Below are 13934 nucleotides of genomic sequence, written 5' to 3' on the forward strand. Positions count from 1 at the left end.
TTGGCGTTCATACCGGTGATCAGGCCGGCTTTCATAGGGACGCACCGGAGGGCCGCGCCGCGCGGGCGCAGCGCGCGCACAGCCCGCTTAGCTCGACCACCTGGCGGTGCACCTCGAAACCGTGTGCCGGCACGCTATGCGACAGTTGTTGGGCAAGATCGCCGCCGGGAATCTCCACAGTCGCGCCGCACCCGTCGCACATCAAAAACTGGCTGCGATGCGGCACGCCGACCTCGCAGCAGGCAAAAAACGCGTTCTTCGATTCGATCCGATGGACGAAGCCGTGCGCGAGCAGAAAGTCCAGCGCCCGGTAGATCGTGGTGGGCGGCACGCGCCCGCGTTGCGGCTCGAGCGCGTCCAGCAACTCATAGGCCCCGATCGGCCGGTCGCTGGCGACGATCGCCGCATACACCTGTCGCCGCAGCGGTGTGAGCGCGAGCCCATGCAGGGCGGCGTGCGCCTCGGCATGGGCGAGCCGTACGGCATGGTGTTCTGCAATCGATGTAGCCATCAGCGGACTCCCTGACGAACCTGCAAAGCTTCGGAGCGAAGCGAGGCCGCAATGATATAACGTATCTCGAATATTTGTCAGCGGCTTGCGCAGAAAGCAGATTGGCGGTCTTCGATTTCTCGTATTTGTGTCGGTCGAAGCCGGAAGAGGGTGTGCGAGGGTCCTGCCGCGCTGCACCATCGAAATCTGGTCGAGCGCCTTGACATGACCCGGTCCGTATCCGATCATTCGATCACCAACAGAGCAATTGTTCGCGCAACGAGCGTTCGCTCACCGCGCCTCAAGAAGCGAAACGAACCGGAGACAGGCAGTGGCGGCACGATTGCAAGACAAGGTGGCCATTCTGACGGGCGCGGCAAGCGGAATCGGTGAAGCCGTGGCCCGGCGGTATCTGGACGAAGGCGCGCGTTGCGTGCTGGTCGACGTCAAGCCGGCGGACAGTTTCGGCGCCGCTTTTCGCGCCGCTTACGGCGACCGCGTGCTGACCGTCAGCGCCGATGTCACGCGCCGCGAGGATATCGAACGCATCCTCGCGAGTACGCTGGAGCGCTTCGGCCAGGTCGATATCCTGTTCAACAACGCGGCGCTCTTCGATATGCGCCCGATCCTCGATGAATCCTGGGAAGTGTTCGACCGCCTCTTTGCGGTCAACGTGAAGGGCATGTTCTTCCTGATGCAAACCGTCGCCCGGAAAATGGTCGAGCAGGGCCACGGCGGCAAGATCATCAATATGTCGTCGCAAGCCGGGCGGCGCGGCGAGGCGCTGGTGTCGCACTACTGCGCAACCAAAGCCGCCGTACTCAGCTACACGCAATCCGCAGCGCTCGCCCTCGCGCCGCACCAGATCAACGTGAACGGCATTGCGCCGGGCGTCGTCGATACACCGATGTGGAAAGAGGTCGACGCGCTCTTCGCACGCTACGAAAACCGGCCGCTCGGCGAGAAGAAACGCCTCGTCGGTGAAGCGGTGCCGCTCGGCCGTATGGGCGTGCCGGACGATTTGACCGGCGCCGCCCTGTTTCTCGCGTCGGCGGATGCCGACTACATCACCGCGCAAACCCTGAACGTCGACGGCGGGAACTGGATGAGCTGAGCGAATCGCAGAGTGGATGAGCCGAACCTGTTTCACCCTTCGTCATTTTCGTAGAACAAACGCAGCATCACATAACGTACGAGAAAGGAGACATCACATGAAACCAGCTACAAAATCCGCGCTGAAGGCGGTCAGTGCCGGCGCTGTCGCATGCTTTGCGTTGCACGCTCAGGCGGCCACGGTGACCATCGCCACGTTGAACAATCCGGACATGATCGAGCTGAAGAAGCTCTCGCCCGCCTTCGAGCAGGCGAATCCGGACATCAAGCTCAACTGGGTGATTCTCGAAGAAAACGTGCTGCGTCAACGCGCCACCACCGACATCACGACCGGCAGCGGCCAGTTCGACGTGATGACGATCGGTGCGTACGAAACGCCGCAATGGGGCAAGCGCGGCTGGCTCACCCCGCTCACCAATCTGCCCGCTGATTACGATCTGAACGACGTCGTGAAGACGGCTCGCGACGGCCTCTCGAGCGGCGGCCAGTTGTACGCGTTGCCGTTCTACGTCGAAAGCTCGATGACGTATTACCGCAAGGATCTGTTCGCGGCGAAGGGCCTGAAGATGCCCGATCAGCCGACCTACGACCAGATCGCGCAATTCGCCGACAAGCTCACCGACAAAGCTAACGGCATGTACGGCATCTGCCTGCGCGGCAAGGCCGGCTGGGGCGAGAACATGGCCTATGGCACGACGGTGGTGAACACCTTCGGCGGCCGCTGGTTCGACGACAAGTGGCAGGCGCAGTTGACGTCGCCGGAATGGAAGAAGGCGATCACCTTCTACGTCGATCTGCTGAAGAAAGACGGTCCTCCGGGAGCCAGCTCGAACGGCTTCAACGAAAACCTGACGCTGATGTCCTCGGGCAAGTGCGCGATGTGGATCGACGCAACGGTGGCGGCCGGCATGCTCTACAACAAGCAGCAGTCGCAGATCGCCGACAAGGTGGGCTTCGCGGCGGCGCCGATCGCCGTCACGCCGAAGGGTTCGCATTGGCTGTGGGCGTGGGCGTTGGCCATTCCGAAGTCGTCGAAGCAGGCTGACTCGGCGAAGAAGTTCATCGCGTGGGCCACGTCGAAGCAGTACATCGAACTGGTCGCGAAGGATGAGGGCTGGGCCTCAGTGCCGCCGGGAACACGCCACTCAACCTACGCACGTCCTGAATACAAGGAGGCTGCACCGTTCGGCGACTTCGTGCTGAAGGCAATCGAAACGGCTGACCCGGATCATCCGACGTTGAAGCCAGTGCCGTATACCGGTGTGCAGTTCGTCGGCATTCCTGAGTTCCAGTCGTTCGGCACCGTAGTCGGTCAGAGCATCTCCGGCGCGATTGCCGGCCAGATGACGGTCGATCAGGCGCTGGCAGCCGGCCAGGCAACGGCGAATCGCGCCGTGCAACAGGCCGGGTATCAGAAGTAAAGCGGAAGTCAGCCACATGAGTCACGTGGCACGCGCCGGCTGACGCCCGTCAGCCGGCCCACGCAGCACAGCGGGCCGTCCCCGCCGCGTGGGCACTGAGACATCGCATTGCGTCGCGGTAGCCAGGCGGTTTAAGCCATCACGGCGGATAAAGCGCCGGCCCGCGCATTACCGAACAGGTGGTCAATCATGCGTCCTTTACGCCTGCCTCTTATGCATGCCCATCCCCAAACAGAAAAAGAACGCGAAACCCGCAAAGCCAATTCGGCCCGTTGGCTCGTCACGCCCTCAGTCGCAGTACTCGTACTGTGGATGGCGATTCCGCTGGCGATGACGATCTGGTTTTCGTTCTCGCGCTATAACCTGCTGAATCCGGATCTGAAAGGCTTCGCCGGTTTCGACAACTATAAGTATCTCGCCAGCGATCCGTCGTTCGGACCGTCGATCGGGCACACGCTCGAGTTGATCATCTCGGTGCTGGTGATCACAGTGGTCGGCGGCGTGCTGATGGCGATTCTGTTCGACCGTAAGTTCTACGGCCAGGGCATCGCGCGGCTACTGGCGATCGCACCATTCTTCGTGATGCCGACCGTCAGCGCGCTGATCTGGAAGAACATGATCCTGCATCCGGTGTATGGCCTGATCGCACAGGGCATGCGCGCGATCGGGCTGCAGCCGATCGACTGGTTCGCCGAGTACCCGCTCACGGCCGTGATCATGATCGTCGCGTGGCAGTGGTTACCGTTCGCGTTCCTGATTCTGTTCACCGCGATCCAGTCGCTCGATCAGGAGCAGAAGGAAGCGGCGCGTATCGACGGTGCGGGTCCGTTCTCGATGTTCTTCTACATCACGCTGCCTCACCTGAAACGGGCGATCGCGGTGGTGGTGATGATGGAGACGATTTTCCTGCTGTCGATCTTCGCCGAAATCTATACGACCACGGGCGGCGGTCCGGGCACCGCGACCACCAATCTGTCGTACCTGATCTATTCGCTGGGCCTGCAACAGTTCGACGTCGGTCTCGCTTCGGCGGGCGGCATTCTGGCTGTCGTGCTGGCTAACATCGTGTCGTTCTTCCTTGTGCGGATGCTCGCGAAGAACCTGAAAGGGGAGTACGAAAAATGAGCCACGTTGCCTCTACCTCTGCGTCGGGCACGGCGCCGATGACCGTGCCGGCCAAGTCGCCGTTCGCCGCAATTCGCCGCGGCCTTCCTGGCGTGATCGCCTGGCTCGTCGCGTTGCTGCTGTTTTTCCCGATCTTCTGGATGACGATCACCGCGTTCAAGACGGAGCAGCAGGCGTATTCGTCGTCGTTGTTTTTCATCCCGACGCTCGATAGCTTCCGCGAGGTGTTCGCGCGCAGCAACTACTTTTCGTTCGCGTGGAATTCAATCCTGATCTCGGCGGGCGTCACGCTGCTGTGCCTGATTCTCGCCGTGCCGGCCGCGTACGCGATGGCCTTCTTTCCGACGCGCCGCACGCAGAAAGTCCTGCTGTGGATGTTGTCGACCAAGATGATGCCGTCGGTTGGCGTGCTGGTGCCGATCTATCTGTTGTGGAAGAACAGTGGTCTGCTCGATTCGGTGTCCGGTCTGGTGATTGTCTACACGCTGATCAATCTGCCGATTGCGGTGTGGATGTCGTTCACGTACTTCGCCGAAATTCCGCGCGACATTCTCGAAGCAGGCCGGATCGACGGCGCGGCAACGTGGCAGGAAATCGTCTATCTGCTGATGCCGATGTCGCTGCCGGGGCTTGCCTCCACCGCGTTGCTGCTGGTAATCCTGTCGTGGAACGAAGCGTTCTGGAGCATCAACCTGTCGAGTTCGAACGCCGCGCCGCTGACTGTGTTCATTGCGTCGTATTCGAGTCCTGAAGGCTTGTTCTGGGCCAAGCTCTCCGCTGCTTCACTGCTTGCGGTTGCGCCGATCCTGATTGTCGGCTGGCTGTCGCAGAAGCAACTGGTGCGCGGTCTTACTTTTGGGGCGGTCAAATGACCGCAGGTGCGACGGTAGGTCATTTCGCGCTGATCTGCGATTGCGACGGCGTGCTGATCGACAGCGAAGCCGTGGCGGCGAGCATGCTGGTGCACGAACTCGAGGCGCGCTGGCCCGATGCCGATGTCGAGCCGGTGGTGTTGCCGCTGCTCGGCTTGCGCATCGAAAAGGTGCTGCAGGGCACGGCGGCGCAACTTGGCAAGAGCCTGAGCGTCGAGGATATCGAGTCGATCCGCCAGGCGGTGGAAGCGGCGGCGATGCAGGCGTCGGCGGTCGTTGGCATCGAGTCCGCGCTCGCGCAGGTGCCGCTCACCAAGGCATGTGCGAGCAACAGTTTCCGGCCGTATGTGGAGAACGTGCTGGCGCGCACGGGCCTCGTGAAGTTCTTCGGCGACCGGCTCTTTTGCGCCGATGCGGTGCCGAATCCGAAGCCCGCGCCCGATGTCTATCTCGCTGCCGCGCTTGGTCTCGGCCTCGCGCCGTCCGCCTGCCTCGTGGTGGAAGACAGCGTGACGGGCGTGACGGCGGCAACGGCGGCGGGCATGACGGTGCTGGGCTTTATCGGCGGCGGTCATGCGAGTGACGCGCAGATCGACGCGTTGCATGCGGCGGGTGCGCGTACTGTGTTCGACGACATGCTGCAGTTGCCGGACCTGGTCGCGCAATGGACGCTGAGCGCGACGGCAGCGATACCGTAAGGGCCGCAGGTCAAAGCAAATGAGCGGCGAATGAGCAGGACTTGAACAGCATATAGAGAAGCGAATCAACGCAGTTGCTGAAGCAACGCAAGCAACCTGGGCAACCGAACGCAGCTGAAGCATCGTTAGCAACACACAGCAACACACGGAGACACATCATGGCAAGCGTAACTCTGCGCAACATCAAAAAGGCCTACGACGACAATGAGGTGATGCGCGACATCAACCTCGACATTCTGGACGGCGAATTCGTCGTGTTCGTGGGCCCGAGCGGTTGCGGTAAATCGACGCTGATGCGAATGATCGCCGGCCTCGAAGACATCAGCGGCGGCGATCTGACCATCGACGGCACGCGCGTGAACGACGTACCGCCCGCCAAGCGCGGCATCGCGATGGTGTTCCAGTCATACGCGCTGTATCCGCACATGACGCTGTACGACAACATGGCGTTCGGCCTGAAACTCGCCGGCACCAAGAAGCCGGAAATCGACTCCGCCGTGCGCAACGCGGCGAAGATCCTGCACATCGACCATCTGCTCGACCGCAAGCCGAAGCAGCTTTCGGGCGGCCAGCGCCAGCGTGTTGCAATCGGCCGCGCGATTACGCGCAAGCCGAAGGTGTTCCTGTTCGACGAACCGTTGTCGAATCTCGACGCCGCGCTGCGTGTGAAGATGCGCCTCGAATTCGCGCGTCTGCACGACGAGCTGAAGACCACGATGATCTACGTGACGCACGATCAGGTCGAAGCAATGACGCTGGCCGACAAGATCGTCGTGTTGTCGGCGGGCAATGTGGAGCAGGTCGGCAGCCCGACCATGCTGTATCACGCGCCGGCCAATCGCTTCGTCGCCGGCTTCATCGGTTCGCCGAAGATGAACTTTATGGAAGGGATCGTGCAGTCGGTGACGCACGACGGTGTCACGGTACGCTACGAAACCGGCGAGACGCAGCGCGTTGCGGTGGAGCCGGGCGCGGTGAAGCAGGGCGACAAGGTCACCGTCGGCATTCGTCCGGAGCATCTGCACTTCGGAATGGCCGACGACGGCGTGTCGGCGCGCACGATGGCAGTCGAATCGCTTGGCGACGCAGCATATCTGTATGCGGAATCGAGCGTGGCGCCGGATGGTTTGATCGCGCGGATTCCGCCGCTCGAACGCCACAGCAAGGGCGACACGCAACGGGTCGGCGCTACCCCTGAGCACTGCCATTTGTTCGACAGCGAAGGGAAAGCCTTCCAGCGTAAGATCGTAGAAGTGCTGGCCGCGTGAGTATGTGATTGGGAAAGCGGCGGGCGCGCCGCTTTCCGTCCGGTCACGTTTATTCACGCTCAGGAAACGTTCATGCCCGCCTACGTCGTCATCACACGCGAGAAAACGCTCGACCCCGCCAAACTGGAAGAATACAAACAGGACGCGCCCGCAGTCTTCGAGAAGCATGCGGTCATGGTGCTCGCGAGCCACGGGCGGAAAGAAGTGGTGGAGGGGCCGCCGATCGACGAAATCCTGATCCTCGAGTTCCCCAGTTACGACGAAGCGATCGCGTGGTATCGCAGCCCAGCGTATCAGGCGGTCAGCGAGACGCGCCTGCAGGGCGGCGAGTACCGCATCATCATCACGGAAGGGCTGCCGGTGTTGTAGAGCGGCGGTGTGCCGCCTGTAAGCCTTTTAAGCCGCCGCTTCGAGCGCCGCGCGTGCGCACAACTCGTCGGTCACCAGTCCCGACAGCCAGCCGCCTTTAAGCACCGCGATCAGCGCTTCGCGCTTGCGCTCGCCGCCGGCAAAGCCGATGGTGGGGCGCCGCGGTGGCGAGTCGAGCGCGATGCTGGTGACGCGCCGGCCGGTCGGCGATTCGACGTGCGCGCCGGCTGCATCGATCGGCAGGCCGAGCATTTCGGCCACCGCACCGTTCTGCATCAACTCTTTTACTTCCGCGGACGTGATAAAGCCGTCTTCGTGCAACGGGCATTTCGGCCCGATATTGCCGATGCCGACGAACGCGACATCCGCTTGCGCCGACAGCGATTCGACGATCCGGTACAGCCGGTGATTGCACCACTGTGCGCGTTCGGCTTCGCTATCGGCGAGCAACGGCGCGGGCAGCAGAAAATGCTTGCCGCCGGTCTTCTCCGAAATGTGCAGCGCGACGTCGTAGCGGTTCGAGGAGCCGTCCGAGGCGATCGCCCCGACCATCGATACCAGGCGGTGCTGCGGACGCTCCAGTTGGGCGATCTGATCGACTGCGGCCTTCAGCGTACGGCCGCTGCTCACGGCGACCACCATCGGCTTTTCTTCGCCAAGATAGCGTTCCATGACTTGCGCGCCGGCCACCGCCAGCTTGCGGTCGACTTCTTCCGACGTATCGCTGTCGATCGGTACGACTTCGCACATGCTCAGGCCGTAGCGCTTCGAGAGTTGATCGGCGAGCGCGAGGCAATCGGCCAGTTTGTGATCGACGCGTACGCGAATCAGGTTCTTTTCGACCGCGAAGGCGACCAGCCGCTGCGCGACCGGGCGCGACACCTGCAGCTTCTCGGCGATTTCGTTCTGGGTGTTGCCTGCGACGTAGTAAAGCCACGCGGCGCGGGTAGCAAGGTCTAATTTTTCTGTGGACTTGGGCACGGTGACGGTTCGCTTGAAGTGCGCCGATGATAGCAGCCGGTTCCCGCGTCTCAACGGGAACCGGCTGTGCTTTGCCGGTCAGGCGAGCGGTTGCCGCGCGGGGTCGAACAGCGGCCGCACGTGGCGGTAGAGCGCGCGATACGCTTCAAGCCGGGTGCGCAGTTCGGCGTGCCGTCGCGGGTTCGGCGTGAACTCCTTTTCGATCGGCGGCTTGGTCAGCACCTTGGCCGGGTCGCCGCCTGCGGCCAGCCAGCCGAGGCGGGCCGCGCCGAGCGCCGCGCCGGTTTCGCCGCCGCCGTGCTTGCGGGTGGCGGTGTCGAGCGCGTCGGCGAGCAGTTGTGCCCAGTAGTCGCTGCGCGCACCGCCGCCAAGCAGGGACAACGCCTTCGCTTCGGTGCCCGCCGCGCGCAACGCGTCGAGGCCGTCGGTGAGCGCGAGCGTCACGCCTTCGAGCACCGCGTAGCCGAGCAAGGCGCGATCGGTCGCGTGATTCATGCCGAAGAACACGCCCTGTGCATACGGGTCGTTGTGCGGCGTGCGTTCACCGGACAGATAGGGCAGAAAGAGCGGGGCAGTGGTCAACGCTTCCGCTGGGAGCGCCTCGATTTCGGCGAGCAGGGTCGGCTCGTCGGTGGAGGTGAGCTTGCAGACCCAGCGCAAACAGCTTGCCGCCGACAACACCACGCTCATCTGATGCCAGCGATCCGGAATCGCATGGCAGAACGCGTGCACCGCGGAAGCGGGATTCGGCCGGAAGCTGTCGCCGACCACGCACAACACACCTGAGGTGCCGAGCGAGACGAAGCCGTCGCCCGGTTGCGTCGCGCCGATGCCGATCGCGCTCGTGGCATTGTCACCACCGCCGGCCGCGACGATCACGCCGTCGCTCAAACCGAACTCGCGCGCCACTGCGGGAAGCAGGGTGCCGGACGGCTCGCTGCCTTCGCACAAGGCCGGCATCTGAGCGCGCGTCATGTTGCAGGCGGCGAGCAGCGAATCGGACCAGTCGCGTTTGGCGACGTCGAGCCACAGCGTGCCCGCTGCATCCGATGGATCGGACACCTTGCCGCCGGTCAGTTGCAGGCGCAGGTAGTCCTTTGGCAGCAGCACGCAGGCGGTCTGCGCGAAGATTTCCGGTTCGTGGTGCGCCACCCATAGCAGCTTCGGCGCGGTGAATCCGGGCATCGCGAGATTGCCTGCCACGGTGTGCAACTCCGGCGCGCGCTCGGTCAGTTCCGCGCACTCCTTGTCGCTGCGCATGTCGTTCCACAGGATCGCGGGCCGCAATACGCGGTCTTGCGCATCCAGCAGCACGGCCCCGTGCATCTGCCCCGAGAGGCCGATGCCGCGAATCTGCGCGAACTCGTCCGGATGTTTGGCGCGCAACGCGGCCAGCGCCGCGCGCGTACCGGCCCACCAATCTTCGGGATTCTGTTCGGCCCAGCGCTGATGCGGACGCGAAACGGTAAAGGGCGAGCCTGCGGTGCCGATCACGCGTCCATCGGAGGCGAGCAGCAGGACTTTCACTTCGGACGTGCCGAGGTCGATGCCGAGATACATGGGCGCGAAACCTTCGTCGTTAGGAATGCGCTACTTTAGCCGCACATGGCGCGCGGTGCCATGCGCATTGAGCCTGGCACCGGCGTGTTTCGCGTGGTTCGATACAGCGCAGGTCAGGCCGCGCCGCGTTTGGCCAGCCATACGTCGACTCGCGCCAACGCGCCCGCCAACGCCGATTCCAATTCCGGCGTCTGCGCCATGCTGCCCCAGAGCAGGCGGTCAGCGGCGAATGCCTGCAACGGATCGGGCGCGCTAAAGAAGCCGCGGGCGATGCGTTCGTCCATCACGCCATCCTGATACACATACGGCAGCGTGCCGGCGTTCCAGCGCTCAAGGAAGCGGAAGAACAGCGCCGGCAACATCGCCGTCGCCGAAGGCGTGACGCCACGTTCGAAGCATTCGGCGAGCGTCGGCGCAATAAAGCCGGGCAGCTTTGAAAAGCCATCGGCCGCGACGCGCTGGTTGGTGTCCTGGATGTAGGGATTGCCGAAGCGTTCGAGCACCACGTCGCGATAGCGTTCGAGATCGAGCGGGCTTGGCGTGAGGCACGGAATCACGTCTTCGGTCACATAGTCGAAGGCGAATTTGTTGATGTCCGGGTCGAGCGTCCCTTCGTGGATGTAGGTCAGTCCGACCAGCGTGCCTGCCCACGCAATGCAGCTATGCGTCGCGTTGAGAATGCGGATCTTCGCTTCCTCGTACGGCAGCACCGAGTCGACCAGTTCAGCGCCGACCTTTTCCCACGCGGGGCGTCCGGCGATGAAGCGGTCTTCGATCACCCATTGGATGAAGGATTCGCCCATCACCGGGCAGGTATCGTCGACGCCGGTAGCGGCTTTGACGCGTTCGCGCACGTCGGGCGTCGGGCGCGGCGTGATGCGGTCGACCATCGAACTCGGGCACGCGGTGTTGTCGTCGAACCATTGCGCCAGGTCCTCCGCGCCGCGCCGTTCGAGAAACTCGCTCATGCCCGCATGAAAACGCTCGCCGTTGCTGCGCAGGTTATCGCAGGTCTGCAGAGTGACCGGGCCGGCGCCGCGCTTCATGCGTGCGTCGAGAATCGCCGCTAGCGCGCCGTAAATCGTGGTGTGGCCGCCTTTCAGGTCAGCGGCAAGATCGGCATTGGCCGTGTCGAGTTCGTCGTGTTCGTCGAGGTAATAGCCGCCTTCGGTGACCGTGAACGCAATGATCTTGCAGGCCGGATCGGCGCCCGCTTCGATCAACGCATCGAGACTCTCGGTCCACGGCACCACGCGCTCGATCGAACGAATTGTCTCGTACGCGCGCTCGCCCTGCGGCGTGACGGTCTCGAGCGTATAGACGCCGCTTTGCGCGGCGAGCGCCTCGAGCACCGCGTTCATGTCGCTGCGGATATTGCCGACTGTCAGCGACCAGTGCGGCTCGCCCGCCACCTTCGCCTCGTTCAACCGATGGAGATACCACGCCTGATGCGCGCGATGAAACGATCCCGCGCCGATGTGCAGGATCACGTGTGCGGCCGCGCCGCTGCCTTGCCCGCTGTTCATGTGCGTCTCCTGAGTGTCCTTGATCGCACGGCTCGGCGCGTGCGTTTTTCTTGGGGTGGAGCATTTGCTCTGTCTGTGAGCGAATGATCGTACCCGGCGGAACGAATGTCAAGGCGACGTAGAGGGCTTTTCGTGGCGCAGCGCGGCGTGGCGGGACTTCCGGCGCGACTCGCGTGACGCCCGCGCGTTATGGGACGTGTCTCGCGGTGCGTATTGCATTGCATCAAATTTGACTTTCACCGCGCCAGGACTAACCCGAATGCAAAAAAGTATCGGTCTGCGGTTTGATTTTTAGTGGTGGATCAGGCTCCAGAGGGCTACTTTTCGCTATACAAGACGAAGTTCAGCGGCACCCGCAACACGCCGCTTCATGGAGGAAGACGCGAATGCAACCCGATCTGGAAGTCGTCGCCGTACGGCGCGACGAATCCTTCAAAGTGTGGTCGCACGGCTATCCGTACCGTACGGTGCGCTGGCACTTTCATCCGGAATACGAAATCCATCTGATCGTGGCGACGACCGGCAAGACGTTCGTCGGCGATCACATCAGCAGCTTTACGCCTGGCAACCTCGTGCTGATGGGGCCGAACCTGCCGCACAACTGGGTCAGCGACGTGCCGGAAGGCAAGACGATTGCGCAGCGCAATCTGGTTGTTCAGTTCGGGCAGGAGTTCGTGTCGGGTTGCATGGGTAGTTTTCCGGAGTGGCGCCAGGTCGAAGCGTTGCTCGCCGATTCGCGCCGCGGCGTGTCGTTCGGTGCAGAAACGAGTGCGGCGATCCAGCCGTTGTTCCTCGAATTGCTGGCGGCGCGCGGACTGCGCCGTCTCGTGCTGTTCATGTCGATGCTCGAGATCCTGATGAACGCCGAGGACCGCGAGATGCTCGCGAGTCCCGCCTATCAGGCCGACCCGACCGGTTTTGCGTCGACGCGCATCAATCACGCGCTCTCGTACATCGGCAAGAATCTGTCCAACGACCTGCGCGAATCGGATCTCGCGCAGCTCGCCGGGCAAAGCGTGAGTGCGTTCTCGCGGTACTTCCGCCGTCATACCGGGCTGCCGTTTGTGCAGTACGTGAACCGCATGCGTATCAACCTCGCGTGTCAACTGCTCACGGACGAAGAACTGAGCGTCACCGATATCTGCTTCAAGGCGGGCTTTAACAACCTGTCGAATTTCAACCGGCAGTTCCTCGCGGTCAAAGGCATGGCGCCTTCAAAATTCCGCCGCTATCAGCAACTGAACGATGCGAGCCGCGACGCTTCCGAAGAAGCTGCCGCGCGCGGCGCCGGCATCGACAATGCACCCGCGATCGTGCTCGCGCCAGGTTTGCCACGCAGTGCTGCCGCTGCCTATCCACCGACGTAGTCCTCCTACGCCACGCTAAAAGCCGAAGCGTTCTAACTCATCCGCGTTTCAACACCTATCACGCTGTCCAAAGACAGCGTGAGGGACATGCTCATCTCATCGAACAGTTTCAATAACGGAGACAACCATGACGCAATCCACTTCGAAGCAAACATCGTTGAAGACCTTCGCGCGCAGCACGGCTGCGTTGGCGACGCTTGCATTCGGTCTTTCGTTTATCGCCGCGCCGGCAGCACTTGCCGCGCCGCTGAAGATCGGCATGACGTTTCAGGAGTTGAACAACCCGTACTTTGTGACGATGCAAAAGGCGCTGAACGATGCGGCTGCGTCGATTGGCGCGACGGTGGTCGTCACCGACGCGCATCATGACGTCAGCAAGCAGGTCAGTGACGTCGAAGACATGCTGCAAAAGAAGATCGACATCCTGCTCGTGAATCCGACCGATTCGACCGGCATTCAATCGGCGGTCACGTCGGCGAAGAAGGCGGGCGTGGTGGTGGTTGCGGTCGATGCGAACGCGAACGGTCCGGTCGATTCATTCGTTGGCTCCAAGAATTTCGACGCGGGCGAGATGGCCTGTGAATATCTGGCGAAGTCGATTGGCGGCAGCGGCGAAGTGGCGATTCTCGACGGCATTCCGGTGGTGCCGATTCTCGAACGTGTGCGCGGTTGCAAGGCGGCGCTTGCGAAAGTGCCGGGCATCAAACTCGCGGATATGCAGAACGGTAAGCAGGAACGCGCGACTGCGTTGTCCGTTACCGAGAACATGATTCAGGCGCATCCGAATCTGAAGGGTGTGTTCAGCGTGAACGACGGTGGCTCGATGGGCGCGCTCTCGGCGATCGAATCATCGGGCAAGGATATCAAGCTGACCAGCGTCGACGGTGCGCCGGAAGCGATTGCCGCGATCCAGAAACCGAATTCGAAGTTCATCGAAACGTCCGCGCAGTTCCCGGCCGACCAGGTGCGTATCGCGCTCGGCACTGCACTCGCGAAGAAGTGGGGCGCCAATGTACCGAAAGCCATTCCGGTCGACGTGAAGATGATCGACAAGAGCAATGCCAAGGGCTTCAGTTGGTAAGCCGAATGCTCGTTGCCAGGTGCATGTGCTTCTTCGATGAGCATGGCGACGAGCAGCAGAGGA

Annotated in this window: 13 protein-coding genes; 9 read left to right on the forward strand and 4 right to left on the reverse strand. The window is 62.5% G+C overall.

The genetic code is table 11. From position 1 onward, the window contains the following. Positions 1-31 precede the first annotated feature (31 nt). On the reverse strand, positions 32-511 hold the full coding sequence (locus tag M0D67_RS04065; RefSeq protein WP_154558650.1) for a Fur family transcriptional regulator: 480 nt from the start codon (positions 509-511) through the stop codon (positions 32-34). A 310-nt stretch (positions 512-821) separates the two neighbouring features. Between M0D67_RS04065 and M0D67_RS04070 the strand changes: the two genes are divergently transcribed. The 7 genes from M0D67_RS04070 to M0D67_RS04100 all read left to right on the forward strand — a co-directional run bounded on the left by M0D67_RS04070 (position 822) and on the right by M0D67_RS04100 (position 7356). After that, positions 822-1604, forward strand: coding sequence for an L-iditol 2-dehydrogenase (locus M0D67_RS04070; protein ID WP_266237418.1), 783 nt, complete (start codon positions 822-824; stop codon positions 1602-1604). 97 nt (positions 1605-1701) lie between these two features. Beyond that, a complete protein-coding gene (locus M0D67_RS04075; RefSeq protein WP_154558649.1) occupies positions 1702-3024 on the forward strand; it encodes a sugar ABC transporter substrate-binding protein in 1323 nt (440 codons plus the stop codon). A gap of 189 nt (positions 3025-3213) precedes the next feature. Continuing rightward, positions 3214-4149, forward strand: coding sequence for a carbohydrate ABC transporter permease (locus M0D67_RS04080; RefSeq protein WP_093635644.1), 936 nt, complete (start codon positions 3214-3216; stop codon positions 4147-4149). Between the two features lie 38 nt (positions 4150-4187). Beyond that, on the forward strand, positions 4188-5021 hold the full coding sequence (locus M0D67_RS04085) for a carbohydrate ABC transporter permease (protein ID WP_233464749.1): 834 nt from the start codon (positions 4188-4190) through the stop codon (positions 5019-5021). Further along, on the forward strand, positions 5018-5719 hold the full coding sequence (locus M0D67_RS04090; protein ID WP_154558647.1) for an HAD family phosphatase: 702 nt from the start codon (positions 5018-5020) through the stop codon (positions 5717-5719). Before M0D67_RS04085 ends, M0D67_RS04090 begins: the two co-directional genes overlap by 4 nt. 158 nt (positions 5720-5877) lie before the next feature. Next, positions 5878-6987: an ABC transporter ATP-binding protein gene (locus tag M0D67_RS04095; RefSeq protein ID WP_154558646.1), complete on the forward strand. Its 1110-nt coding sequence runs from the start codon at positions 5878-5880 to the stop codon at positions 6985-6987. A 72-nt stretch (positions 6988-7059) separates the two neighbouring features. Then, positions 7060-7356, forward strand: coding sequence for a DUF1330 domain-containing protein (locus M0D67_RS04100; RefSeq protein WP_154558645.1), 297 nt, complete (start codon positions 7060-7062; stop codon positions 7354-7356). Positions 7357-7383: 27 nt separating this feature from the next. On the opposite strand, the gene M0D67_RS04105 is transcribed toward M0D67_RS04100, so the two are convergent. From M0D67_RS04105 to dalD, 3 genes are all read right to left on the reverse strand, one after another. Beyond that, on the reverse strand, positions 7384-8337 hold the full coding sequence (locus M0D67_RS04105) for a sugar-binding transcriptional regulator (RefSeq protein ID WP_168435568.1): 954 nt from the start codon (positions 8335-8337) through the stop codon (positions 7384-7386). Between the two features lie 78 nt (positions 8338-8415). Continuing rightward, on the reverse strand, positions 8416-9897 hold the full coding sequence (gene xylB, locus M0D67_RS04110) for a xylulokinase (protein ID WP_154558644.1): 1482 nt from the start codon (positions 9895-9897) through the stop codon (positions 8416-8418). 113 nt (positions 9898-10010) lie between these two features. Next, positions 10011-11423, reverse strand: a complete 1413-nt coding sequence (dalD, locus tag M0D67_RS04115) for a D-arabinitol 4-dehydrogenase (RefSeq protein WP_154558643.1) — start codon at positions 11421-11423, stop codon at positions 10011-10013. 386 nt (positions 11424-11809) lie between these two features. On the opposite strand from dalD, the gene M0D67_RS04120 reads away from it, so the two are divergent. Then, complete coding sequence (locus M0D67_RS04120) at positions 11810-12790, forward strand: AraC family transcriptional regulator (RefSeq protein ID WP_266237425.1); 981 nt, start codon at positions 11810-11812, stop codon at positions 12788-12790. A 127-nt stretch (positions 12791-12917) separates the two neighbouring features. Next, positions 12918-13871: a substrate-binding domain-containing protein gene (locus M0D67_RS04125; protein WP_154558641.1), complete on the forward strand. Its 954-nt coding sequence runs from the start codon at positions 12918-12920 to the stop codon at positions 13869-13871. Positions 13872-13934: the final 63 nt, after the last annotated feature.

Origin of the sequence: Paraburkholderia sp. SECH4 (assembly GCF_030511745.1) — a bacterium.
Taxonomy (GTDB): Bacteria; Pseudomonadota; Gammaproteobacteria; order Burkholderiales; family Burkholderiaceae; genus Paraburkholderia; species Paraburkholderia madseniana.